Genomic DNA, 24,071 nt, shown 5'->3' on the forward strand with positions numbered 1-24,071 from the left:
CCGCGCCGCGCCGACGGGCGGGCGGGCGGACCCCTCGTCCCATTGGGGGGGCGCCGCGATCTCCTGTGGGTCCGAGGACAGCGGGACCGTGCGCTCCCCTGTGTTGAGCAGTTCCGCCCAGTTGACGCTCACGTAGTCGAGCTCGCCGGGCGCCCACCCCACGGCGCCCATGAGGTCCGCGACGACCAGGGAGGGCGAGGGCCGCCCTTCCGGCTCGGTTCCCAGGCCCGCGCCCAGGGCGGCAGCGATCCGCGGGCTCAAGCCCGCCAGATCCGGCTCGCCCTGCATGACGCGCAGGATGGTGGCCTTCATGTCCCCGCTGCCGAAAGGGGGCCTGCCCGTGGCGCAGGACAGCAGGGTCGCGCACCACGCCCACCAGTCGCTGTGGCGGCTCGGCGGGCGCCCCGCGAGCAGTTCGGGAGCCGTGTAGCCGGCGGTCCCCGAGACGAGGCCGGTGCTGGTCAGGTGCTCGTCCTCGGCGCCCATGGCGATGCCGAAGTCGATGAGGACGGGCCCGCGCTGGGAGCAGATGATGTTGGAGGGCTTGATATCGCGGTGGATGACGTCCGCCTGGTGGACGGCGGCGATCGTCGATGCCAAGTGGTAGGACAGCGCCGCGACTCCCCTCATGGGGACCGGACCCGATTGGACGACCTCGGCCAGGGTGGGGCCCGCGACGTACTCCGAGACGACGAAGGGCTGCGAGGCGTCGGTCTCCGCGTCGACGATGTGCGCGACGAACGGGCTCCGCACGGCGTTGACCGTCCGCGTCTCGCGGCGCAGGCGGGTGCGCGCCGCGTCGGAGGAGGCCAGGGCCGGGTGCAGCGCTTTGAGGGCGACGGCAGTGCCGCCGCCGTCCTCCGCCAGCCACACGGTGCCCGCGCCCCCTGTGCCGAGCCTGCGGATCAAACGGTATCCGCCGAGGTCCTCTCCTTCTTCCACCCGTCCAGATTACAAGGGGCGCCACACGTTTCCAGCGAATCACCGTCCGCTCCCCGGCGGCGGCCGGACCGACCCGGCGGGAACACCCCCTGTACACGCCACCGCACCGCATGGTATTTTCTCAGTGGCGACATCCCCGGAACGGTCCGGGGGCGGAGCCGCGTGGGCGAAGACGCTCCACGGACACCCACAACGGATCGTCCGGCACGTACCTGCCGGTGGGAAGGAATCGCATATGGCAACCGTCACCTTCGACAAGGCAACCCGCGTCTACCCGGGTTCTGACAAGCCCGCCGTCGACCAGCTCGACCTCGAGATCAAGGACGGGGAGTTCCTCGTCCTGGTCGGCCCCTCCGGCTGCGGCAAGTCCACGTCCCTGCGCATGCTCGCGGGCCTGGAGGACGTGAACTCGGGCCGCATCCTCATCGGCGACAAGGACGTCACGGACGTCCCCCCGAAGAACCGCGACATCGCGATGGTCTTCCAGAACTACGCGCTCTACCCGCACATGTCGGTGCGCGAGAACATGGGATTCGCCCTGAAGATCGCCGGCACCCCCAAGGACGAGATCAACAAGCGCGTCGAGGAGGCCGCTAGGATCCTCGACCTGGAGCCCTACCTGGACCGCAAGCCCAAGGCCCTGTCCGGCGGCCAGCGCCAGCGCGTCGCCATGGGCCGCGCCATCGTGCGCAAGCCCCAGGTCTTCCTCATGGACGAGCCCCTGTCCAACCTGGACGCGAAGCTGCGGGTGCAGACCCGCACGCAGATCGCCTCGTTGCAGCGCGAGCTCGGCGTCACCACGGTCTACGTCACCCACGACCAGACCGAGGCGCTGACGATGGGCGACCGCATCGCCGTCCTCGCCGGCGGCCTCCTCCAGCAGGTCGGCACGCCGCAGGAGATGTACGAGCGCCCCGCCAACGAGTTCGTCGCCGGCTTCATCGGCTCCCCCGCCATGAACCTGGGCACCTTCACGGTGGACGGCGAGTGGGCCAAGCTCGGCCCCGCCCGCGTCCCCCTGTCCAAGGCGACACGCGCCGCGCTGACCGACGAGGACGGCGGGAAGATCAAGATCGGCTTCCGCCCCGAGGGCCTGGACGTCGTCCCCGAGGGCACCGAGGGCACCATCCCCGTCGAGGTGGACTTCGTCGAGGAGCTCGGCTCCGACGCCTACGTCTACGGCCACCTGGCCGGCGCCGAGGAAGACGAGAGCCTGGGCTCCGGGGCCGAGGGCACCGGCAAGCAGCTGATCGTCCGCGTCCCCCCGCGCACCGCTCCGGATCGCGGCGGCGTCGTCCACGTGCGCATCCGCAAGGGCCAGCAGCACAACTTCTCCGCCTCCACCGGCGAGCGCCTGCCGGAGTGAGCGGCACCGGAGGGAGCTGACGGGAGTCGGGTCCCGGCCCTGCGGACAGCGGGGCCGGGGCCCTTCTCCGTGCGGCGCGGGGGCCGCCGTGCCGCTGCCCGCCGTTGTGGTGTTCGCCGCGACCCCGTCCGCGGCCCGCAGGACGTTTTACCCGGGCCACCGCCCAGTGCGACAATACGGGCATGCCTGAAACTATGGAGATCACGGCGGCGAACGTCGACCCCGCCCTCCTCGACCTCCCGTGGGACACCCCCCTCCAGGAATGGCCCGACTCCATCCTGGCCGCCCTGCCGCGCGGCATCTCGCGCCACATCGTGCGCTTCGTCAACCTGTCGGGCCGGATCCTGGCGGTCAAGGAGATCGGTCCCTCCGTCGCCCACCACGAGTACGACATACTGCGCGACTTGGCGCGCCTGAACGCCCCGTCCGTGATCCCCACGGCCGTGGTCACCGGCCGCAAGTCGCCGACCGGCGAGGAGCTCAACGCGGCACTGGTGACCGAGCACCTCACCTTCTCCCTGCCCTACCGCGCGCTCTTCTCGTTGAGGATGCGCCCCGACACCGCCGCGCGCCTCATCGACGCGCTGGCCCTGCTGCTGGTGCGGCTGCATCTGCTGGGCTTCTACTGGGGCGACGTGTCCTTGTCCAACACGCTGTTCCGCCGCGACGCGGGCGCCTTCTCCGCGTACCTGGTGGACGCGGAGACCGGCGAGCTCCACCCGCGGCTGACCGATGGGCAGCGCGAGTACGACGTCGACCTCGCCCGCACGAACATCATCGGCGAGCTCATGGACCTGCAGGCCGGCGGCTACTTCCCCGACGACGCCGACCCCATCGAGATCGGGGACCGGATCTGCGGGCAGTACAACCTCCTGTGGAACGAGCTCACCGGGGAGGAGACCATCAGCCGGGGCCAGCGGCGCTACAAGGTCTCCGAACGCATCCGCCGCCTCAACGACCTGGGTTTCGACGTCGCCGAGCTGCGGATGGCCTCCGACGCCTCGGGCGAGCACCTCAGCATCCAGCCGAAGGTCGTCGACGCGGGCCACCACCACCGCAAACTCATGCGCCTCACCGGCATGGACGTCGGCGAGAACCAGGCCAGGCGCCTTCTGGCGGACATCGACTCGTGGCGGGCCACGACTGGACGCACCGCCATGCCCATCGAGCTGGCCGCCCACGAGTGGCTCACCGACGAGTTCACCCCGGTCGTCACGGCGGTCCCCCCTGCCCTGGCGGCGAAGCTCGAGCCCGCGCAGATCTACCACGAGTTCCTCGAGCACCGCTGGTACCTGGCGCAGCAGGCGGGCCACGACCTCCCCCGCGACGAGGTGATCCGCTCGTACATCGACACGGTCCTGCCGGGCAAGCCCGACGAGGCGGTGCTGCTCGACCCCGGAGAGGCCGACGCCCCGGCCTCGGCGGCGTCCAACCCCGACCTGTGGTGACCGCGCCGTCGGCACCCGATGGCGCACAATGGGTGCGCCCGGCAAAACGACCTGGAGGAACCATGACGCCACTGCCCCGCATCATCGCCCACCGCGGCGCGAAGTCCCTGGCCCCCGAGAACACGATCGCCGCCTTCGCCAAGGCGATGGAGGTGGGCGCGCGCTGGTTCGAGTTCGACGTGGGCGCCATCGGCGACGGCTCCCTGATCGTCATGCACGACGACACGCTGGACCGGACGACGACCGGCTCGGGCCGCTACGACGGCCTCGCCTTCTCAGACATCCGCAAACTGGACGCGGGGCGCTGGTTCTCCAGCACGTACCGTTTCGAACGCGTCCCAGAGGCCGCTGACGCGATCGAGTTCGGCAACACCGCGCAAATGGGCATGCACCTGGAGGTCAAGCCCTGCCGCCGGAATCCGCTCCTGCGGGAGCGCCTCGTCGAGGCACTGGCCGTCGCCGTCGGCGCCGCGGCTGACCCCGCGCACTTCGTCGTGTCCTCCTTCGACCACGACCTGCTGGCCGCGTTCCACGAGGCGCGCCCCGACGTGGCCCTCGGCTGGCTCGTCGAGCGCGGCCAGGGCCCCTCCTCGTGGCGCGGGGGCGCCGAGGCACTGGGTTGCGCGGCAGTGCACCCTCCGCTTGAGGGGCTGACCGAGGCGGAGGTCGCGGGCATGCGCGCAGCGGGCTTCGACGTCAACGTCTGGACCGTCAACGACGTCGAGTGCGCCCAGCGGCTGGCCCAGTGGGGCGTGACCGGCGTATTCACGGACGTCCCGCAGGACTTCCCGGCCGACGCCCTGGCGCGCCTCTGACCGGCGCCGCCCACCACCCCGGGCGCGCCGACCGCCCCGGGGCTGGCCCGGGGCGGTCATGTGCTGGGGCCGGGAGGGCCCCGCTCAGCCCTGGCGGCGCAGGTAGCGCTTGGCGACGTGCTTGGCCAGGGAGAGCTCCGCGATGGAGTCGACCAGCATGAGGGCGCCGACGACGCCCGCGAACCGGGTCCACCCGGAGCGCGGTGACGAGGCGCGGGCCGCCGTCACGACCAGGCCCGTGCCGATAATGGCTTCCGCGCCGACGGCGGCGTGGATCAGCCAGGGGCGCTGGACGGCGACGGACTCGTAGGAGTTCCACAGCGGTTTCACAGCGGATTCGGGCTCGCCGAGCATGATGTCGACGCTGCGCCCGATCGCGTTGGAGATGCCGCGCGCCAAGTGCACGGTGACGCCCTCGACCTCGGAGGCCTCGGTGGCCCCCAGGAGGAATCCGGCGACCCCGGCGGGCAGGCCGAGCGCCTTGACGACCTTCCACACGGACTCCTCGCCGCGCGTGGTGGCGGTGGCCCACAGCGCAACCGGGTCGGCGCCGGGGACGGCCGCCGCGATGGCCTCCAGGTCGGGGCGGTCGCCGACCAGGTCGATGACCTCGTCCGGCAGTTCTGAGGCCTTGGCGCGGGCACCGGGGACGATCACCGTCTCCATGCCCCAGTTGTGGCTGACGATGTGCTCGATGTGGTCGTCGGTGACCAGCAGGACCTGGAACTCAGAGTCGGACACGGAGAGGGTGACCAGGGGGAGCTCCCCGAAGTTCCACCCCTCCTTCCCGTGGGGGAGCTCGGCCAGGAGGGCGCGGTGGCCGTCGTCGAGTTCGAGGTCGCCCAGGTCGACGCCCTCCAGGGCGGCGAGCAGCGGGACGGAGGAGGCGGGTGTGCGTCCTATCTCGACGATGCGGGTCGGCGCCCCTTCTCCATCGGCGCTGGGGGCCCCGTCGTCCGAGGCGGCGCGGCCCAGGGGGGAGTCGCCCTGGGGAAGGTGGTCCGCGGTGACGGAGCCGATGCGCACCTCTGCCTTGAAGAGGCCTGCGATGTCCTCGGCGAGCTCTTCGAGGGCGGGGCCGGCCTCGACCTGCTCGGAGCCTGCCGGGACGGTGGCGATGCGCTCCCCATCGGTGGCGACCGTAAGACTGAGCATGTGCGGGGTCGAGGCGAACCATTCGAGTTGGGCGAGCACTCCGCGTTCGTGCAACTCCTCGCGGACGGCGTTGGGATCCAGCTCGTCGCCGATTATCATGCCTTCCACGCGCGTCCATTCCTGGGTCATGGCGCCTATCCCTTTCGCTGTTGCGGCGCCCTCATCGCGCCGCGGTTGATCCTATTGTGGCGCATGGCGCCCATGGTTGGCGACTACTTGCGCGGACCAAATCCGACACAAGGTGGGACAGTTTCTGAAAGATTCGGACCATGAAACTAATGTCAGACGAATAATCCGGGGCCGGGCGGTCCGCGTGCCGGTACGCGCCCGAGTCGAAGGACACCAGCGCGCACTCATTGACCCGCATCCGCGGAGCCCACCAGCGCAAGCGCTCCGATGACGACCAGGGCCTTCTTCATCGGTGCTCCCCGAGCACCGGTCACACGAACCGAGCATTCTGAGCAATCATTGTGGCGCGCGTCCTGTTCTGATATGTTACTCCGTTGCGCGGCGCTCAACGCACGAGCGCCGCATCCCGAAATGAAAGCAATACGCCATGTCAATTCCATTGATCGCAGCGCTCGTCATCGGCGGTGTCGTCCTGGTCGCCCTGTTCCTGTGGGCGAGCTTCGTCTCCGCCTCCCCCGGCGAGATAAAGGTGATCTCCGGGCCCCGCGGCCAGAGGGTCCTGCACGGGAAGACGGGGTGGAAGGTCCCCCTGTTGGAGCGGGTCGATTCCATGACCGCGTCGATGATCTCGGTCGATGCCCAGACAACGGACTTCGTCCCCACGAACGATTACATCAACGTCCGCGTCGACGCCGCCGTCAAAGTCCGGATCGCGACCGACGACCCCACGCTCTTCCGCGCCGCCACGCGCAACTTCCTGTACAAGGAGACGCGCGAGATCTCCGAGGAGGTCCGCGACACCTTGGAGGGGCACCTACGCGCCATCATCGGGCAGATGAGGCTCACGGACATCATCACGGACCGCGCCGCCTTCTCCGAGCGCGTCCAGGAGAACGCGAAGCTCGACCTGGAGGAGATGGGCCTGGAGATCGTCGCCTTCAACATCCAGAACGTGATGGACCAGAACGGGGTCATCGACAACCTGGGCATCGACAACACGGAGCAGATCCGCAAAACCGCGGCCATCGCGAAAGCGAACGCCCAGAAGGAGGTCGCGCAGGCGACCGCCGTAGCCGAGAAGGAGGCGAACGACGCCCAGGTCGCGTCCCAGCTGGAGATCGCCCAGAAGCAGACGGACCTGGCCAAACGCCAGGCCGCGCTGAAAGTCGAGGCGGACACGGAGAAGGCGAAGGCGGACGCCGCCTACGAGATCCAGTCCCAGATCCAGCGCCGCGACATCGAGCGGGAGACCGCCCAAGCCGACATCGTCAAGCAGGAGCAGCAGGCCGTCATCAAGGAGAAGGAGGTCGTGGTCGCCCGCCAGGCCCTGCAGGCGGAGGTGAACGCGAAGGCGGACGCCGACCGCTACGCCGCGGAGAAGAAAGCGGACGCCGCCCTGTACACGCGCCAGCGCGACGCCGAGGCCGAGGCATTCGAGCGCACGAAGAAGGCCGACGCCGACAAGCAGGCGATGCTGGCCGAGGCCCAGGGCATCGAGGCGCGGGGACGCGCTGAGGCGGCCGCCATCGGGGCGAAGCTCACTGCCGAGGCCGAGGGCCTGGAGAAGAAGGCGGTGGCGATGACGAAGATGAACCAGGCCGCGGTCCTCGAGATGTACTTCCGGGCGCTCCCCGAGGTGGCCCGCGCGGTCGCCGAGCCCCTGGCCAACGTCGACTCGATCACGATGTACGGTGAGGGGAACAGCGCCCACATGGTCGGCGACATCACGAAGTCGATCACCCAGATCAACGCCGGCCTGGGTGATTCGCTGGGCTTGAACCTCCAGCAACTGTTCTCGGCCCTCGTGGGCGCGAAACTGGTCTCGCCCACTATCGCCGACGCGGTGGAGGAGGGCGTGCGCGGGGCGGCGGAGCCCCAGGATCCGTCGCCGAGCGCCTGAGCGGGCCGGCCCGCCCGACGGAGGCCACTCCGCCCGGCCCGCCACTGCGGGAGCCGGGCCCGCGGCCCCTTCTCGGGCCTGCCGCAACGCCAGCAGTGCCCGCGTCCCTCTCACCGGGGCCGCGGGCGCCGCTGTTCACGGTTGCGGGCTCATAGTTCGGCGCCGCCCCATTCGACGGCGGTGAAGCCGGTGCGCGCGGGCGCGGGGACGAGCTCCTGCTCGGGCACCACCGCGGAGGCGCTGGCCGCACTGATCGTCATGAACACCCGGATGAACGTGTCCGGCTCCACCACCGACCCGTCATCAGCGGTGAAGGTGTAGCGCGCCGCGTCCCGGTAGGCGCCCGAGTCGAAGGACACCAGCGTGTACTCATTGACCCGCATCCGCGGCGCCCAGTACGTGATGAAATCAGCCGCCTCCCTCTCATCGAGCCCCAGCAGCGCCAACTTCTCCTCCAAGAAGCCCACCACATCGTCCCTGGCCACCACGAAACCCGACCCCTGGGACAAATCCGCGCGAGTGGGCCCCTCCCAGAACAAATACGGGTACGCCCTCCCGCCCCCATCGCGCAGCACCCCATCAGGCCCAGCCGTCACACTCCACGACGCCAGCGCCCTCCCATCAGCGCCCACACCCCCCACAGCCACCGGATACGAATCCGACACCACACCGTCATACGACAACCCCACACCCAACGACACAACCCGCTCCGGATACAAATACAACACCGGCTTCTTGGCCCGCGGAGCCGCACACCCCCCGAGTGCGACGAGGACGATGGCAATGGCACCGATGGCGGCGAGTGCGCGTTTCATTGGGATCAGCTCCTTGGTTGTCTCCGCTTGCGCGGATGTTGTCATGGGATCGGCGCGCCGGGGCGCCGGTATGGGAAGGGCCCACCGGGGAAGCGCGCCCCGATGGGCCCCGAGCCCTCCCGGCACGGCCGTGCGCGCTGGGAGGGCTGAGGTGTTTCAGCGCATCTGGGTGCCGACGGAGCCCAGGCGCTGGCAGGCCTCGACAACGCGGGCGGCCATGCCGGCCTCGGCGGCCTTGCCCCAGGAGCGGGGGTCGTACTGCTTCTTGACGCCGACCTCGCCGTCGATCTTGAGGACGCCGTCGTAGTGGCGCATCATGTGGTCGACCACGGGGCGCGTGAAGGCGTACTGCGTGTCGGTGTCGACGTTCATCTTGATGACGCCGTTGGCGACGGCCAGGGCGATCTCGTCCGCGGTGGAGCCGGAGCCGCCGTGCATGACGAGGTCGAAGGGGCGGTTGTTCTTCCAACCGACCTTCGCGGCGACCTCCTCCTGGATGGTGCCCAGGATCTCGGGGCGCAGCTTGACGTGGCCGGGCTTGTACACGCCGTGGACGTTGCCGAAGGTGAGGGCGGTCAGGTAGCGGCCGTTCTCGCCCAGGCCCAGGGCCTCGACGGTCTTGAGGGCGTCCTCGGTGGTGGTGTAGAGCTTCTCGTTGATCGCTCCGACGACGCCGTCCTCCTCGCCGCCGACGACGCCGATCTCGATCTCCAGGATCGTGTTGGCCTTGACGGACAGGGCCAGCATCTCCTTGGCGATCTCGAGGTTCTCGTCGAGGGGCACGGCCGAGCCGTCCCACATATGGGACTGGAAGGTGGGGAGCTTGCCCTCGGCGACCTGGCCGGCCTCGATCTCCAGCAGCGGGCGCACCCAGGAGTCGATGTTCTGCTTGGCGCAGTGGTCGGTGTGCAGGGCGACGGTGATGCCGTAGTTCTTGGCGACCTCGTAGGCGTAGGCGGCCAGGGCGAGGGACCCGGTGACGCGGTTCTTGATGGTCGAGCCGGAGCCGTACTCGGCGCCGCCGACGGACACCTGGATGATGCCGTCGGACTCGGCCTCGGCGAAGCCCTGCAGGGCGGCGGTCACGGTCTGGGAAGAGGTCACGTTGATCGCGGGGTAGGCGAACTTGCCTTCCTTCGCGCGATTCAGCATCTCGGCGTAAACCTCGGGGGTTGCGATAGGCACGGTATAGCCTCCTAATCAAAGCGACAGATCTGTCGTAGCCAATTGTGTCACACATGGGCCCCGTCACGCGAGGATGGAAGTCCCAGTGGCACCGAGCTGGGCACTACTCGGACGAGGACGCCGTCTCGACGACCGCCGTGGCCGGAGCGGGCGCCAGCCGACCACCGGAGGCCAGCCCCCACGCGAGCAGGCCGCCGAGCACGACGACGACCGCCAGAAGGCACGCGACGGCGGCGCCGAGCGGGGCGTTCTGGGACGCCCCCGGCGGGAGGTGCTGTGGTACGCGCGCAGTCATGGTCCTCCTTCGCGGCGCCGCGCCCCGGGGCGCGGCATTGCGGAATCCCATTCACATCGGTCAGCCCCTGCCGGAACGAGATTCCTCGTGGTCGTTCTGGGCCTGCGACCATAGTACCACCTCCTCTAACCATCCGGTCAGCGTTGGTCCGGCGGCTTCGCCTCAACCGTGCTGGGAGCACCACGCCCACATGGCGATGGCCGCGGCGTGGCCGACGTTCATCGAGCGCGTCGATCCGCGCTGCGTGATCGCGACGACCGCCGCGCAGGCGGCGAGCGCCCCCTCGCTCAGCCCCCCGGACTCCTCGCCGAAGAGCAGGCACGCGGACGCGGGCAGGGCGAGGCCCTCCAGGGGCACGGAGCCGGGGACGTTGTCGAAGCCGACCAGCGCCAGGCCCTCGCGGCGGCAGTGCCCGGCCAGCGCCCCCGCCCCCTCCATATGGCCGACTTCGATGTACCGGTCGGTCACCATCGCCCCGCGCCGGTTCCACCTCCTCCGCCCCACGATGTGGACGCGGCGCGCCCCCAGGGCGTTCGCCGTGCGCACTATCGAACCGATGTTGAAGTCGTGCCCCAGGTTCTCGACGGCCACCTCGAAGGGGAGCGCCCGCGAGGCCACGTCCGCGCGGATCGCCTCCATCGTCCAGTACCGGTAACGGTCCTCGACATTGCGGCTATCGCCTTCGGCCAGCAGGCGCGGGTCGTAGCGCGCCCCTTCGGGCCACTGCCCGGGGCCTCCCGGCCACGGGGGGACTCCCCTGGTCGCAGGGCCTGCGACTTGCCCCTCGTTTTCCCTGTCGTTCATCCCCACCACACTAGCGCCCGCCTACACTTGGAGTATGACCGCATCAGCGAACCACACCAAGCCCCTGACCGACCTCCCTCCCGTGTCGGCATGGCTGTCCGACATGGACGGCGTCCTGGTCAAGGAGGAGCGCGCCCTGCCCGGGGCCTCGCAGTTCCTCGACGCGCTGCGCTCCAAGGGCTACCCGTTCCTGGTCCTCACCAACAACTCCGTGTTCACCAACCGGGACCTGTCCGCCCGCCTCGCCCACTCGGGCCTCGACATCCCCGAGGACAACATCTGGACCAGCGCGAACGCGACCGCCGCGTTCCTGCAGCAGCAGTCCCCGAACTCCACCGCCTACGTCATCGGCGAGGCCGGGCTGACGACCGCGATCCACTCCGCGGGCTACGTCATGACCGAGACAGACCCCGAGTACGTGGTGCTCGGCGAGGTCCGCTCCTACGACTTCCACGCCCTGACCCGGGCGATCCGCCTCATCGAGGGGGGAGCGAAGTTCATCGCCACCAACCCCGACGTCTCCGGCCCCTCCGACGAGGGCACCCTGCCCGCGTGCGGCTCGATCGCCGCGATGATCACCGCGGCCACCGGCAAAAAGCCGTATTTCGTGGGCAAGCCCAACCCCGTGATGATCCGCGCGGGCCTGAACACGATCGGCGCCCACTCCGAGCACGCGGCCATGGTGGGGGACCGCATGGACACCGACATCCGCGCGGGCGTCGAGGCGGGCCTGCGCACCCACCTGGTCCTGTCCGGCTCGACCTCGGTCGACGAGATCGAGAACTACCCGTACCGCCCCTTCGGCATCCACGAGGGCATCGGCGAGCTCATCGAACTGGTGGGCGCGGCCATCGGCTGAGCCCCGAGCGCCCCCGCACGATTTGGAGACACCATGACCAACGACTCCCACAAGGCGCGCCTGGCCGCCCTGGTCCGCGGACTGTCCGTCGTCCACGAGAAGGTCACGCTGGCGTCCGGCCGCGAATCCGACTTCTACGTGGACATGCGCCGCGCCACGCTGCACCACGAGGCGGCGCCCCTGATCGGGCACGTCATGCTGGACCTGCTGGAGGAGTCCGGCTTCTCCGTGGGCGAGGACTACGGGGCCGTGGGCGGCCTGACGATGGGCGCGGATCCGGTCGCCGCTGCGATGCTGCACGCCGCGGCCTCGCGGGGCCTGGATCTGGACGCCTTCGTGGTGCGCAAGGCCGCGAAGGACCACGGCATGAGGCGCCGCATCGAGGGCCCCGATGTCACTGGGCGCCGCGTGGTCGTCCTGGAGGACACCTCGACGACGGGCGGATCGCCGCTGGAGGCCGCCCTGGCGCTGCGCGAGGCGGGCGCGGAGGTCGTCGCCGTCGCCGTGGTCGTCGACCGGGCGACCGGGGCGGCGGAGCGCATCAGGGCCGAAGGCCTCCCCTACTTCTACGCGCTGGGCCTGGGCGACATCGGCCTGGCCTGACGCCCGGCCGGTTGCGGGCCCGCGCGGGACGTCCGCCCAGGATCCGGGACGGCTCCACCGCCCCGCGCGGGACGTCCGCCCCCCCAATCTGTTCGGGATACCAGGACCTGGTTCTGCGGACCGGTGGGCCGCTCCTCGTGCGGAGCGGCCCACCAGTTTATTGTCATACGAGTGCGGTCTCCTTTTCGCCCACTGCTCCCTGTTACGCACACAAGGGCCGGATTTACGCAACACGTTGTCGCACACAAGGGCTTGATTCCGCCGTTGTGTGCCGCGCGGTGTTTGCTTATTCCCGCCCTTGTGTGCGACACCGGGGAGGGAAGGGCGCCAAGGAGGGACGAGGGGCGGAACCTCGGGGAAAGGAACGGCTGGGTTTCCAGGGAACCGCGCCTGCCCCGCGCCCGCACACTTTTGGATACACACCCTTGGGGGCTCCCAGGTGGGCAGCCCGCAACGCGCCTGAGCCTCGGAGGGCGAAGGTCCGCGGCGGCGCCCCTGCCCCCGCCAGCGCCATTGGGACCGGGGGGAGGCGCGCCAACGGGCGGCGGCGCACCTGCCAGCGCCAGCACTCCCACCTGGGGGGCGAAGGGGGCGGCGGTGCCCCCCGGGTGGTCCAAAATGCGTCTGGGTTTCGGGCCTTTCCGGGGGATTCCCGGGTGGCTGTTCCAAAATGCGTCTGAGTCTAGGCAAAATCGCGGGAATCGGCCCGAAACCGTCGAACTCAGACGCAAAATGGAACACCTCGCCCCCGCGCCGCCGAAACACGGCGAAACCCAGACGCATTTTGGACCATTACGACAGCCGGACGGCGACCCACCACATCACCGCGACGGCGAAGGCCGCAACGGGCCCGCCGCGCGCGAGCGGGTCCTCCGGCTTCCTCAAACATATTCGGCACGAAGCGCAGCGCCTCGGGGGGCGAACGGGTTCCCTGCGGGAAGGGCGCGCACGACACCTCCGTGAGCCTGCTGCCCCCGCCCGCGTGGTCCCTGGCGGCGCCCTGGACCCCGACGCGGTGGCCCGCCACTGCTGCCCCCGCGACCGCGTGGTCCCTGGGTCTGACGGGCAGCGCCCCCGGGTGGGCCGTCGGCGCTCACATGTGCGGCAGGAAGCGCATGGCGCGCAGGACGAGCGCCCGGGGGGCCACTTTCATGGCGGCCATCGCGGCCTTGTAGGTGAGTGTCGGGGTGGTTTGGACGCGCCCGGCGCGCACTGCCTGGAGCGCGTCGGCGACGACCCTCTCGGGGGTCGCAACCGCCAGGCGCCCGCCCAGGTCGATGCCCGCGTTCGCGAAGAAACTGGTCGCGACGGGGCCGGGGCACACGACGGTGGCGCTCACGCCGGTGCCCGCCAGTTCCTCGGAGAGCCCCTCGGTGAAGGCCACCACCCACGCCTTGTGCGCGGAGTAGGTCCCGCCGCCCGTGCGCGAGGCGACCGACCCGATGTTGAGGACGGCCCCCCGCCCACGGCTCCTCATCGAGCGCGCCGCGTGGTGGCTGAGGACCATGACGGCGCGGACCATGACATCGAGTCCGCGCTCCTCGTTGGCGACGGAGTTATCGACGAAGGCCCTGCCCAGCCCGAAGCCCGCGTTGTTGACCAGCAGGTCCACCGGCCGCTCCGGCCCTTCCCCGGTTCCACCCGCGCTCCCGCGTGTTCCACGGCAGGCGCCCTCTGTTCCACGCGCGCCGCCTGGATCCCCGTCCGTTCCACACGGGCCGTCCTGACCCCCGACGTCGAGGCGCCGGGACACCGCGGCCACCCCCTCGGGCGTCGACAGGTCGGCGGCGATGACCTGGGCGCCGACCCCGGCGACATTGCGGAGTTTGTCGGCGAGCGCCTCCAGGACCTGCTCCCGGCGGGCGACGAGCACCAGGTCGTGCCCCCCGGCGGCGAGTTGCCAGCAGAATTCCTCCCCGAGACCGGAAGTGGCTCCGGTGACCAGCGCTGTTCCCATGGGACCACGATAGGCCACCGGAGCCGTTGCGCCAGCGCGCTACCGGCGGGCGCGTCCGATCAGGTGGGCGGCCCCTCCCCCGGCCAGGGCGGCGGGGATCATGAGGAGCAGCAGCCAGTACGGGCTCCACGAGCCGCCACCGCCGTGGCCCACGGCTGCGGCCGCGGCTGCGGGTCCGCCCGGATTGGAACCGGATCCGCTACTCGCGTGCGCGGCGTCCACGCCGCTCTGGGGGCCGTCCACTCCCGACTGCGCCCCCGATTGGGCGCCCGACTGGGCCCCCGTGGCGCCTGCTGCGCCCGTCGCAGCCGTCCGCCGCGCGGCTGCAGGGGCTGAGGCGGCGCGGGAGACCCGCCGGGTGGTGGAGGAAGCGGGCTTGATCCCTGATTTCACCGGGGCTGTGCCCCCCGCCCCGCTCCCCTGCCCGCCGGAGGGCTCCTGCGCACGCGGGGCCCGGTCGTCCTGCGAGGGCGGTGTCCCCGGGCGGGCCCGGTCGTCCTGCGAGGGCGGAGCGCCCGGCACGGTGGGGGCGGGCAGCGGGGGCGCCGGGGAGGGTGTGGCGCCACCGGGGCGCCTGGTCCCCTCGACGGTGACGGTCAGCGCCTGCGGGGCGGCCAGGACCCTGCCCCCGCTGGAGGCCCCCACTGCGATGTGGTAGGTGCCCGGGGCGGAGAACACCCAGTTCCCGTGCATGTGGGTGGACGAGGTGGTGTGGATGGCCGACTTCGACGGGTCGCGCGAGTCGAAGTGGACGGTCGGCTTCCCTCCTAGCGATCCGCTCTGGAAGAACGCCGCGTAGGCGCCCGCCGGGCCGTCGAGCAGGCGCACGCCGATGTCCACCCCGTCGGGCAGGCCCGTGTAGTCGACGCCCTCGGTGGAGAACCCGGGCCAGACGATGTCGGAGTTCTGGGTCTGCGGCAGCACGTAGGAGCCCGCGCCGACGGCGCCGAGCACGTCGTAGCCGGGGTCGGACAGCGACTGGGGGCGCACGTAGTAGGCGTTGGGGTGGACGGCCAGCGTCACGGAGGGCAGCGAGCGCAGCACCGAGGCGCGCGCGGCGGTCCGGGTGTCGTCCTTGACGGCCATCGCGTAGGAAGGCATCCCGTTCCCGTCGGCGCCCTGGGTGACGCGCAGGTCGAGGTGCCCCCGTGAGAGGGTGACGGGGACGGTGAGCAGATCCGAGGGCGCGGGATCCGGGGCCGGGACAGGGGGCGCGGTCGGCGGCGCCGTGGGCGCCGGATCCGGGGCCGGGGTGGGCTGCGGCGATGGCGATGGCGATGGCGATGGCGATGGGGACGGCGCCGCCGTGGGCGCCGGATCCGGGGCGGCCGTGGGCTGCGGGGACGGGGACGGTGCGGGTTCGGGCGCCCCGCGCAGTTTCAGCGACACCTCGGTGCCGAACTCGTCAGAGACCGTGAGGTCCTCGACGCCGGCGGAGGTGAGGGTCGCGTTGGACCTGGGGTGGGGGCGCAGGGTGACCCGCATGTACATGGGCTGGTCCTTGCAGACCCCCAGGTCCTGCTCCTTGACGTCCGCGCCCCCGGCGCCCAGGGTGCCCTCGACGGCGCACCAGGGCGTGAAGTCGCCCTTCTCCTCGAAGAACTCGATCTTGTAGGCGGCGCGGAGCTGCGGGTCGCGGGCGCGGATGGCCACCGTGTGGGCCTTGGCCCCCTCCGCGCGCGTGTACCGGACGGAGACCGCGCCGTCCACGACGTCGATCGAGGCGGGGTTCCACACGGGGGAGGGGTCGGGATTGTCCTCGGGGGCGATCTGCGCGGCGCCGTCGGTCACCGTGACGGCCTGCTGGTCGCGCTGGGAGTATGCCTGGGGCGCGGAGATCCAGCGGGCCGCCGCCCCCGCCTCGTCGGGGATGTAGACGGCCTGGACGCTCGCGTCGGCGTTGCCGAGGAGCTCGCGCGCCGTCGCCGCGCCCCCCTCGACGGGCAGTTCCGTGAGGAAGTAGCCGTTGACGGTGAGCCACACGCGTCCGGTGTCGGAGGGATCGCCCGTGGAGAAGGACATCTCGGTGAGGTGCTCGTCTCCGGGGTGCTCGCGCCCGGCGTAGGGGGCCAGGGTGAGGGAGGGCCGGGCGTCGGAGCCGTCCGACCGCTCGGCGCGCGCCGCGCTGTAGGCGGAGCGCACGTCCTTGATCCTCCCCTCCTTGGGGTCCTCGCCCCCGACCTGCCACACGAGGGGGGTGATGGGCGAGGTGTAGAGCGCGGTCCCGTCGGCGGCCCTGGCTGTGACCATGAAGTTGGCCGTGTAGCGCCCGGGCTGGGTGAAGGTCGTGTACAGGTGGGTGTGGCGGGGGTTGTAGACGCTGCGGTAGGCGGTGTCGTGGCTGGAGAGGAAGCGGTATACGGAGTCCCCGTTGTCGATGAACATCTCCATGCGGCCGGGCCCGTCGACGTTGACGAGGTCGAGGGTGTAGGTCCCGCCGTCGAACTCGTCGGGGGCGGCCCATTCGGCGCTGGCGTCCGCGCCCAGGCCCGCCCAGATGGGGGTGTTCCCGGGGCCGGGGTTCTGGGGCGCGGCGTTGAGGACGGTGCCCTCCCCGCCCAGGAAGGCCAGGTCCGCGCGGCCCTTGGGGATGACGAGTTGGGATTTGGCCTCACCGCTCGCGGCGTCACCGGTCCACGCCTTGGGCAGCCACAGGGCGGTCCTCTCCATCGGCGTGGTGATGGTGTTGAGGGAGAAGGACTTGGTGTCCGCGTGCCAGACGGGCACGGGGGCGTCGACGTGCTGTCCGGAGACGATCCAGTCCTTGTCCTGGTCGGGGCCCGCCGAGGCCGGGGGGGCCGCCAGGGGCAACGCGGCGAGGGCGAGCACGAGGGCGATCGCCCCCGCTGGGGAGGTTCGTGTCATGGGATGCCTTTTCCAATCACATTGTTAATGAGAATCATTATCTATATAGGGGGCCCCGCGCGCAAACCGCGCGCGCCCAGCCCTACCCTGGAGCCATGAGAATCGCGACCTGGAACGTCAATTCGATCCGCGCCCGCGCCGCCCGGGCCACCGCCTTCCTGGAGCGCTCGGGCACCGACGTCCTCGCCATGCAGGAGACCAAGTGCACGCCCGCGCAGTTCCCCGCCGAGGCATTCGAGGAGGCCGGCTACCACGTGGCCGTCCACGGGCTCAACCAGTGGAACGGAGTGGCCGTCGCCTCGCGCCACCCGATCCTGCGCGTCCACGACCACTTCCCCGGCCAGCCCGCCTTCGGCGACCCCGCCGTCGTCGAGGCGCGGGCCCTGGGGGTCGTGATCGACGTCTCCGGCGCCCTCGAGGGCGCCCCCGGGTCCCCCGCGCCGGCGGAGCTGACCGTCTGGAGCCTGTACGTGCCCAACGGGCGCGAGCTCGACCACCCGCACTACGCGTACAAACTGGAGTGGCTGGCCGCCCTGCGCGCCCAGGCGCGCGGATGGCTCGACGCCGACCCCGCCGCCCTGGTCGCCCTGGTCGGCGACTGGAACGTCGCCCCCCAGGACCAGGACGTGTGGGACATGGCGGCCTTCGAGGGCGCCACCCACGTCTCCGCGCCCGAGCGCGAGGCGTTCGCCGCCTTCGCGGAGGACGGGTGGATCGAGGCCACCCGCGCCCGCACCACCAACTACACCTACTGGGACTACCAGAGACTGCGCTTCCCCAAGAACGAGGGGATGCGCATCGACTTCGCCTACGCCTCCCCCGCCCTGGAGGCCCGCATCACCAGCGCGAGGATCGACCGTGACGAGCGCAAGGGCAAGGGCGCCTCGGACCACGTCCCAGTGATCCTCGACGTGCGGTAGTCTGCGGAGTAGCGCACCGGGATCCTCCCCGGGCGCCGCCCCCCCGGATACGGGTGCCGGGGGAACTGCGCAACAGGAAATAGTTCCCTAGGATTCATCTCATGGGCAGACCATCGAAGAAGACACTGTGGATCGCGGGAGCGGCCACCGCGCTCGTCCTCGTGACGGGAGTGGGCGCCGCCGCCTACGCGGCCCACTACGCGGACATCGGGCTCCCCCGCGCCTCCGTCGCCGGCGTTTCCGTCAGCGGCCTCACCCACGACCAGATCGCCGAGGCCGTCGACGCCCGCGCCTCGCAGGCCGTGCTCACCGCGACCGTGTCCGGGACGACCACCGAGCTGCAGCTGGCGGACCTGGGCGTCACCGTCGACGCGCAGGCGAGCGCGGACCAGGCCCTGGCCGCCAACGCCTCGATCATGGCGCGCCTGACCGCGCCCTTCCACACGACCCAGACCCCCCTCGTCTACTCCCTGGACGAGGACGCGCTGGCCCGGACCGGATCGGACCTGGCGCTGGCCGCGGGCCCCGCAGCCGTCGAATCGGGCGTGTCGCCCGACGCGGACCAGGGGGCGTTCGTCGCCACACGGGGCCACGCCGGCAAGGGCATCGACACTGCGGCGCTGAAGGAGGCCGCGACTGCGCTCGCCGAGACGCTGGCGCCGTCCAGCGCCGAGTTCACCGCCACCGACGTCGAGCCGACCATCGCCTACGCGGACGCCGTCTCCGCCGCCGACGCCGCCAACCGGCTGATCTCCCCGGAAGTGAGCGTCACCGACGGCATCGACACGTACACCGCCGAGGTCGGGGACAAACTCAAGTGGGTGTCGGTCACCGCCCGCAACGGGGCCCTCCAAACGCCCACGATCGACCGGGCGGGCGTGTCCGCGTGGGTGGAGGCGACCGCGGAGTCCACGAACGTCGGGGCCAAGGAGGCCATCGACAACGTCGACCCCCAGGGCAACGTCCTGGTCCGCTCCTTCCCGGGCTCGGACGGCCTCGAGGTCGACAACGCCGACGAGGTCACTTCCGGGATCGTCAGCGCGCTGGAGTCGTCCTCCGACTACGAGGGGGACTTCGACTACAAGAAGACCACGGCCCCGACCAAGACAATGCCGGCCATGCCCGGCTACGAGTCGTACGCGTACCCCGCGCACGAGGGAGAGAAGTGGGTGGACATCAACCTGGCGAGCTCCACCCTGACCGCCTACGAGGGCCAGACCGTCGTGCACGGGCCCGTGGACATCAACCACGGGGGCGTGGGGCACGAGACCGTCGTCGGCACCTTCCACGTCTACCAGAAGCACGCGGCGCAGGACATGGGCTGCACGCCCGAATGGCCCTACTGCGCGAGGGGCGTCCCGTGGGTGTCCTACTTCGAGGGCTCCTACGCGATGCACGGGGCGCCGTGGGTGGCGCGTTTCGGCATCGGGTCTGACGCCTCCAGCCACGGCTGCATCAACATGCCCGTCGAAGAGGCGCAGTGGATGTACGACTGGGACGAGTTGGGGACCGCGGTGGTCACCCACTACTGACTGATGCGGCGGGCCCCTAGCGCGCGGCGGGGCCGCCCGCGCGGCCATCGGCCATGGAGAGCAGGCGCTCGTTGAGCGCCGCCCAGTTGTCCTTGTGCCACTGCCCGAAGGGGCGGTCCCCCAGGAAGACCGCGCTGGCCCCCCGCGCGCGGTCGACCCACACGAAGGAGCCGGACTGGCCGAAGTGCCCGAAGGTGGCGGGGCTGGCCGTGGGCGCCGTCCAATGGGGCGATTTCTCCCCCCGGATCTCCACGCCCAGGCCCCATTGGCACGGCGAGTGGCGCCCGTAGCCCGGCACGACGCCCGCCAGGGCGGGGAACTGGACGGCGGCCGCCTCGGCCCCGAGGTCGGCGGGGACCAGGGACGGGCGGGTGAGCTCAGCGGCGAAGAGCGACAGGTCCGCGGCGCCGCACACCCCCGAGTGGGCGGGCGATCCGGGGACGTCGGCGCTGGCCATGCCCAGCGGGCCGAAGACCGAGCGGGCCACCCAGCGCCGCAGCGGCATCCCCGTCGCCTCCTCGACCATGCCGCCGATGACGTCGAAGCCCGCGTTCGAGTAGATGCGCCGCTTCCCGGGGGCCGCCACGGGCTCGCGCGAGTCCAGGGGCAGCCCCGAGGCGTGGGCGAGCAGGTGGCGCAGGGTCGCCCCCTCCGGGCCGCCGGGCGAGTCGAGCGCGAGGGCGCCCTGGGACACGGCGACCAGCGCGGACCAGGCGACGATCGGCTTCGTCACCGAGGCGAGCGGCCTGGCGCGCGAAACGTCCCCCCACGACGCAACGACGTCGCCCCCGACCCGCAGGACGAGGGCGACATCGAAGGGGAAGTCCACCGGGCTGCTCACGCCGTGGCCTCGGGGGCTTCGCTCATCTCGTTGGTCTCACTGATCTTGCGCAGGATCCGCGCGTAGACCTCCGCCACTTCCTCGGGCACCGAAGCGCCCAGGCGCAGCACGTAGTGCGCGGGCAGGTGCAGCAGTTGCACGCACACCGCCAGGAAGTCCGAGACGAACTCGCGGGCGTCGATCGGCTCGTCGGCGTAGCGGGCCGAGACGACCGACCCGTACCAGTAGCGGATGAGGATCTTCGCCAGCGTGCGCGGCTTGGTCCCGATATCGACGCGGCTCTCCTCGATGAAGGCGATGATCATGGAGGTGAGCGCCTCCTCCATCTGGGCCGTGCGGTACTTGTAGTGGACGTGGGCGGGATGGGACTCCGAGGAGGCCTCGGCCCACAGGACGCAGTCCAGGGCGATGGCGTTGTCCGCCTCTGGCATCATGGCGAACCGCATTTCCCCGACCGCCCAGTCGACGAAGGACTCGGCGGTGATGCCGCCCTCCTCGAAGCCCCCTTCCACGTCCTCGTTGATGGACACCCTGAAAAGGGCGTTCATGTCCTCGTGGCGCTGGATCGCCGCCCGCAGGATCGCTTCCTTCGACGGGAAGTGGTAGACGACCGCGGGATGCGAGATCCCGACCCTGCGCCCCAGGTCCCGCAGAGAAAACCCGTTGTAACCGCGCTCCGCGATCAGCACCATCGCCGCCGAGAGGATGGATTCGCGAGTCGCCTGGCCAACGGAGTAGGCTCCGCGGGGTTTCCTCTGCGCCGTCATATCATCTCCTGCCATCTTCGGGTTTCGCCTTGGACGGCTTGCCACTACGTACTATTGCCAGCTTAACGCGAACTCTCAGGGTTCCACAACATTCATGGTCAGCCCGTCGAGATCATCGTTAACGTCTACAGTTACAGTGTCCCCGTCAACGACCCCTCCTGCAAGCAACAACGTGGCGAGTCGGTCTCCTACTTCGCGCTGGATCAGGCGGCGCAAAGGCCGCGCGCCGTAGGCGGGGTCGTAGCCGACCCGTGTGATCCACCCCTTCGCCGGTTCGCTGACCGTCAGGGAGATGCGCCGCGAGGCCAGTCGGCGGGCCATTGTGGCGACCATGAGGTCGACGATCTGGCCGATGTCCTCGTTGCTCAGCGCGTCGAAGGTGACGATCTCGTCCAAACGGTTCAGGAACTCCGGGCGGAACGCCGCGCGCACCGCCTCCATGACCGCCTCCCTGCTCCGGTCGGCGTCCATCCCCGGATCCGCCAGGAACTGCGAGCCGAGGTTGGAGGTGAGGATGAGGATCGTGTTCCTGAAGTCGACGGTGCGGCCCTGACCATCGGTGAGCCGTCCGTCGTCGAGCACCTGCAAAAGAATGTCGAAGATCTCAGGATGGGCCTTCTCGACCTCGTCGAGGAGGACCACCGAGTAGGGACGGCGCCTGACGGCCTCAGTGAGCTGACCGCCCTGCTCGTAGCCGACGTACCCGGGAGGGGCGCCCACCAGGCGCGCCACCGCGTGCTTCTCCGAGTACTCGGACATGTCGATCCGGATCATGGCGCGCTCGTCGTCGAAGAGGAACTCTGCCAGGGACTTGGCCAGCTCCGTCTTCCCCACGCCCGTGGGGCCCAGGAAGAGGAAGGACCCGGTGGGCCTGTTGGGGTCGGAGATCCCCGCCCGCGAGCGCCGCACGGCGTCGGAGACCGCTTTCACGGCGTCCTTCTGCCCGATGAGCCGCTTGCCGATCTCGGCCTCCATGTGGAGCAGCTTCTCGGTCTCGGTCTGCAGCAGGCGCCCCGTGGGGATGCCCGTCCACGCCTCGACGACCTCGGCGATCTCCGCGGGGCCGACCTTCTCGGCGATCATCGGCTCCTGGGCGGCGGCCGAGGCCTCTGCGAGCGCCGCGCGCTCCTCCTCAGCCTGGATCTGGCGCTCGACATCGGGGATCTCGCCGTTCTGCAGGCGCCCCGCCTCGTCCCAGCGCCCCTCGCGCACGGCCAGGTCGAGCTGCGTGCGCAGGTTGTCCAGCTGGACGCGCAGGTCGCCGACCCGGTTGTGCCCGGCCTTCTCGGCCTCCCACCGGCTCACGAGCGCGTTGAGCTCCTCCTGCTTGTCCGCCAGGTCGGCGCGCAGTTTCGCGAGGCGCTCGCCGGTGGCCTCGTCCTTCCCGTCGGGGTCGGACTCGGTGAGGTAGGACTCCTCCATCCTCATGCGGTCGACGCTGCGGCGCAGCTCGTCGATCTCGACGGGGCTGGAGTCGAGTTCCATGCGCAGGCGGGAGGCGGCCTCGTCGATCAGGTCGATGGCCTTGTCGGGCAGCTGGCGCCCGGTGATGTAGCGGTTCGACAGCTGCGCGGCGGCCACGAGCGCCCCGTCGGAGATCGTCACCTTGTGGTGCGCCTCGTACTTGGGGGCGATGCCGCGCAGGATCGCCACCGTGTCCTCCACGGAGGGCTCGCCGACGAACACCTGCTGGAAGCGGCGCTCCAGGGCGGGGTCCTTCTCGATGTTCTCGCGGTACTCGTCCAGGGTGGTCGCGCCGACCATGCGCAGCTCCCCGCGTGCCAGCATGGGCTTGAGCATGTTGCCCGCGTCCATGGCGCCCTCGGAGCCGCCGCCCGCGCCGACGACGGTGTGCAGCTCGTCGATGAAGGTGATGACCTCCCCGTCGCTGCGCTGGATCTCGGCCAGGACGGCCTTGAGCCGCTCCTCGAACTCGCCGCGGTACTTCGCCCCGGCCACCATCGACGCCATGTCGAGCGCGATGAGGCGCTTGCCCCGCAGGGACTCCGGGACGTCCCCGGCGACGATGCGCTGGGCGAGGCCCTCGACGACGGCGGTCTTGCCGACGCCGGGCTCCCCTATGAGGACGGGGTTGTTCTTCGTGCGCCGCGACAGCACTTGGACGACGCGGCGGATCTCGTTGTCGCGCCCGATGACGGGATCGAGTTTGCCCTCGCGGGCGACCTCGGTCAGGTCGCGCCCGTACTTGGCCAGCGCTTCGAAGGACCCCTCGGGGTCGGGGCTGGTCAGGGGCTCGGGGCGCAGCTGGGCCAGGGCGGCCGCCAGGTCCCCGGCATCGACGCCCCCCTCCGTGAGGATGCGCCCGGCCTCGCTGTCCGAGGCAGCGGTCGCGATGAGGAGGTGCTCGGTCGAGACGTACTGGTCACCGGCCTTCGCGGCGCGGTCGCCCGCGTCGGCGACCACTGCCATGAGGGCGCGCGAGGTCCTGGGCTGCGCGGCGGCGCCCTGGGTGCGGGGCAGGGCGACCAGGGCGTTCCTGGTCCGCGCGCCGATCCGGGCGCGGTCGGCGCCCGTCTTCTCCAGCAGGGAGGCCGCGATCCCCTCGGGCTGCTCGAGGAGTGCGGCGAGCAGATGGGTGGGCTCCACTTGCGGGTTGCCCGCAGCGGCGGCGGACTGGAGCGCGGAGGCGATGGCCTCCTGCGCCTTCGTGGTGAACTCTGTGCTCATGTTGTCTCCTTCGGATGCACCGCATCCACATGTGCGCCGGTCTGCTCCGGCGCGTCCTGCTGAAGTCAACGAACGTAAAGTTGAGCCTATTCCGCTCAAGTTCCGGATCCGCAGTGGCACGGGCGACACCCCGCCCCTGGCCGGATGCGCGAAGGGCGCCCGGCGCGGCGCGCCGAGCACCCGCG

General features: G+C 70.8%; 19 protein-coding genes. 8 read left to right on the forward strand and 11 right to left on the reverse strand.

Going from position 1 to position 24,071, the window contains the following annotated elements; genetic code table 11:
* The coding region (locus tag BH719_RS10065) for a serine/threonine-protein kinase (protein ID WP_034255270.1) at positions 1 to 942 on the reverse strand (942 nt) is incomplete at its 3' end.
* A 235-nt stretch (positions 943 to 1,177) separates the two neighbouring features.
* Between BH719_RS10065 and BH719_RS05075 the strand changes: the two genes are divergently transcribed.
* The 3 genes from BH719_RS05075 to BH719_RS05085 all read left to right on the forward strand — a co-directional run bounded on the left by BH719_RS05075 (position 1,178) and on the right by BH719_RS05085 (position 4,571).
* Positions 1,178 to 2,308 (forward strand): ABC transporter ATP-binding protein, encoded by a 1,131-nt coding sequence (locus tag BH719_RS05075; RefSeq protein WP_009743691.1) that lies wholly within the window; start codon positions 1,178 to 1,180, stop codon positions 2,306 to 2,308.
* Between the two features lie 182 nt (positions 2,309 to 2,490).
* The gene (locus BH719_RS05080) at positions 2,491 to 3,756 is read left to right on the forward strand and encodes a DUF4032 domain-containing protein (protein ID WP_245683259.1); all 1,266 of its coding nucleotides are present in this window, start codon (positions 2,491 to 2,493) and stop codon (positions 3,754 to 3,756) included.
* 62 nt (positions 3,757 to 3,818) lie between these two features.
* Complete coding sequence (locus tag BH719_RS05085; RefSeq protein ID WP_009743693.1) at positions 3,819 to 4,571, forward strand: glycerophosphodiester phosphodiesterase family protein; 753 nt, start codon at positions 3,819 to 3,821, stop codon at positions 4,569 to 4,571.
* A gap of 84 nt (positions 4,572 to 4,655) precedes the next feature.
* Here the strand turns inward: BH719_RS05085 and BH719_RS05090 are convergent, their stop codons facing one another.
* Entirely contained in the window at positions 4,656 to 5,855 is a 1,200-nt protein-coding gene (locus BH719_RS05090; protein WP_009743694.1) for a hypothetical protein, read from the reverse strand.
* Between the two features lie 427 nt (positions 5,856 to 6,282).
* Here BH719_RS05090 and BH719_RS05095 point away from each other — a divergent pair, with 427 nt between their 5' ends.
* The gene (locus BH719_RS05095; RefSeq protein WP_009743697.1) at positions 6,283 to 7,755 is read left to right on the forward strand and encodes a flotillin family protein; all 1,473 of its coding nucleotides are present in this window, start codon (positions 6,283 to 6,285) and stop codon (positions 7,753 to 7,755) included.
* Between the two features lie 149 nt (positions 7,756 to 7,904).
* On the opposite strand, the gene BH719_RS05100 is transcribed toward BH719_RS05095, so the two are convergent.
* The 4 genes from BH719_RS05100 to BH719_RS05115 form a co-directional block, all read right to left on the reverse strand.
* Positions 7,905 to 8,570 (reverse strand): hypothetical protein, encoded by a 666-nt coding sequence (locus BH719_RS05100; RefSeq protein ID WP_009743698.1) that lies wholly within the window; start codon positions 8,568 to 8,570, stop codon positions 7,905 to 7,907.
* A 156-nt stretch (positions 8,571 to 8,726) separates the two neighbouring features.
* Positions 8,727 to 9,755, reverse strand: a complete 1,029-nt coding sequence (fbaA, locus tag BH719_RS05105; protein WP_009743699.1) for a class II fructose-bisphosphate aldolase — start codon at positions 9,753 to 9,755, stop codon at positions 8,727 to 8,729.
* A 103-nt stretch (positions 9,756 to 9,858) separates the two neighbouring features.
* Complete coding sequence (locus tag BH719_RS05110) at positions 9,859 to 10,050, reverse strand: hypothetical protein (protein WP_009743700.1); 192 nt, start codon at positions 10,048 to 10,050, stop codon at positions 9,859 to 9,861.
* 162 nt (positions 10,051 to 10,212) lie between these two features.
* Positions 10,213 to 10,854 carry a TrmH family RNA methyltransferase gene (locus BH719_RS05115; protein WP_245683260.1) on the reverse strand — a complete coding sequence of 214 codons (642 nt, stop codon included), beginning with the start codon at positions 10,852 to 10,854 and terminating at the stop codon, positions 10,213 to 10,215.
* Positions 10,855 to 10,888: 34 nt separating this feature from the next.
* On the opposite strand from BH719_RS05115, the gene BH719_RS05120 reads away from it, so the two are divergent.
* Complete coding sequence (locus BH719_RS05120) at positions 10,889 to 11,713, forward strand: HAD-IIA family hydrolase (protein WP_034255272.1); 825 nt, start codon at positions 10,889 to 10,891, stop codon at positions 11,711 to 11,713.
* 33 nt (positions 11,714 to 11,746) lie between these two features.
* Complete coding sequence (gene pyrE / locus BH719_RS05125; RefSeq protein ID WP_009743703.1) at positions 11,747 to 12,316, forward strand: orotate phosphoribosyltransferase; 570 nt, start codon at positions 11,747 to 11,749, stop codon at positions 12,314 to 12,316.
* Between the two features lie 1,093 nt (positions 12,317 to 13,409).
* On the opposite strand, the gene BH719_RS05130 is transcribed toward pyrE, so the two are convergent.
* A complete protein-coding gene (locus tag BH719_RS05130; RefSeq protein WP_009743705.1) occupies positions 13,410 to 14,273 on the reverse strand; it encodes an SDR family NAD(P)-dependent oxidoreductase in 864 nt (287 codons plus the stop codon).
* 39 nt (positions 14,274 to 14,312) lie between these two features.
* A complete protein-coding gene (locus BH719_RS05135) occupies positions 14,313 to 17,138 on the reverse strand; it encodes a choice-of-anchor M domain-containing protein (protein WP_009743706.1) in 2,826 nt (941 codons plus the stop codon).
* Positions 17,139 to 17,233: 95 nt separating this feature from the next.
* On the opposite strand from BH719_RS05135, the gene BH719_RS05140 reads away from it, so the two are divergent.
* Both BH719_RS05140 and BH719_RS05145 read left to right on the forward strand, forming a co-directional pair.
* Positions 17,234 to 18,058 carry an exodeoxyribonuclease III gene (locus BH719_RS05140; protein ID WP_009743707.1) on the forward strand — a complete coding sequence of 275 codons (825 nt, stop codon included), beginning with the start codon at positions 17,234 to 17,236 and terminating at the stop codon, positions 18,056 to 18,058.
* Positions 18,059 to 18,159: 101 nt separating this feature from the next.
* A complete protein-coding gene (locus tag BH719_RS05145) occupies positions 18,160 to 19,590 on the forward strand; it encodes a L,D-transpeptidase (RefSeq protein ID WP_009743708.1) in 1,431 nt (476 codons plus the stop codon).
* A gap of 16 nt (positions 19,591 to 19,606) precedes the next feature.
* On the opposite strand, the gene BH719_RS05150 is transcribed toward BH719_RS05145, so the two are convergent.
* From BH719_RS05150 to clpB, 3 genes are all read right to left on the reverse strand, one after another.
* Positions 19,607 to 20,419 (reverse strand): serine hydrolase domain-containing protein, encoded by an 813-nt coding sequence (locus tag BH719_RS05150; protein WP_009743709.1) that lies wholly within the window; start codon positions 20,417 to 20,419, stop codon positions 19,607 to 19,609.
* A gap of 8 nt (positions 20,420 to 20,427) precedes the next feature.
* The gene (locus tag BH719_RS05155; protein WP_009743710.1) at positions 20,428 to 21,198 is read right to left on the reverse strand and encodes a TetR/AcrR family transcriptional regulator; all 771 of its coding nucleotides are present in this window, start codon (positions 21,196 to 21,198) and stop codon (positions 20,428 to 20,430) included.
* A gap of 75 nt (positions 21,199 to 21,273) precedes the next feature.
* Entirely contained in the window at positions 21,274 to 23,886 is a 2,613-nt protein-coding gene (gene clpB, locus BH719_RS05160; RefSeq protein ID WP_009743711.1) for an ATP-dependent chaperone ClpB, read from the reverse strand.
* Between the last annotated feature and the right edge of the window lie 185 nt (positions 23,887 to 24,071).

The organism is Pauljensenia hongkongensis (assembly GCF_001746855.1).
In the GTDB taxonomy this organism is placed as follows: Bacteria; Actinomycetota; Actinomycetes; order Actinomycetales; family Actinomycetaceae; genus Pauljensenia; species Pauljensenia hongkongensis.

Coding starts and splice junctions, on each gene's coding strand:
- BH719_RS05075 (WP_009743691.1), top strand. CDS start 1,178: ATGGCAACCGTCACCTTCGACAAGGCAACCCGCGTCTACCCGGGTTCT.
- BH719_RS05080 (WP_245683259.1), top strand. CDS start 2,491: ATGCCTGAAACTATGGAGATCACGGCGGCGAACGTCGACCCCGCCCTC.
- BH719_RS05085 (WP_009743693.1), top strand. CDS start 3,819: ATGACGCCACTGCCCCGCATCATCGCCCACCGCGGCGCGAAGTCCCTG.
- BH719_RS05090 (WP_009743694.1), bottom strand. CDS start 5,855: ATGACCCAGGAATGGACGCGCGTGGAAGGCATGATAATCGGCGACGAG.
- BH719_RS05095 (WP_009743697.1), top strand. CDS start 6,283: ATGTCAATTCCATTGATCGCAGCGCTCGTCATCGGCGGTGTCGTCCTG.
- BH719_RS05100 (WP_009743698.1), bottom strand. CDS start 8,570: ATGAAACGCGCACTCGCCGCCATCGGTGCCATTGCCATCGTCCTCGTC.
- BH719_RS05110 (WP_009743700.1), bottom strand. CDS start 10,050: ATGACTGCGCGCGTACCACAGCACCTCCCGCCGGGGGCGTCCCAGAAC.
- BH719_RS05115 (WP_245683260.1), bottom strand. CDS start 10,854: ATGAACGACAGGGAAAACGAGGGGCAAGTCGCAGGCCCTGCGACCAGG.
- BH719_RS05120 (WP_034255272.1), top strand. CDS start 10,889: ATGACCGCATCAGCGAACCACACCAAGCCCCTGACCGACCTCCCTCCC.
- pyrE (WP_009743703.1), top strand. CDS start 11,747: ATGACCAACGACTCCCACAAGGCGCGCCTGGCCGCCCTGGTCCGCGGA.
- BH719_RS05130 (WP_009743705.1), bottom strand. CDS start 14,273: ATGGGAACAGCGCTGGTCACCGGAGCCACTTCCGGTCTCGGGGAGGAA.
- BH719_RS05135 (WP_009743706.1), bottom strand. CDS start 17,138: ATGACACGAACCTCCCCAGCGGGGGCGATCGCCCTCGTGCTCGCCCTC.
- BH719_RS05140 (WP_009743707.1), top strand. CDS start 17,234: ATGAGAATCGCGACCTGGAACGTCAATTCGATCCGCGCCCGCGCCGCC.
- BH719_RS05145 (WP_009743708.1), top strand. CDS start 18,160: ATGGGCAGACCATCGAAGAAGACACTGTGGATCGCGGGAGCGGCCACC.
- BH719_RS05155 (WP_009743710.1), bottom strand. CDS start 21,198: ATGACGGCGCAGAGGAAACCCCGCGGAGCCTACTCCGTTGGCCAGGCG.
- clpB (WP_009743711.1), bottom strand. CDS start 23,886: ATGAGCACAGAGTTCACCACGAAGGCGCAGGAGGCCATCGCCTCCGCG.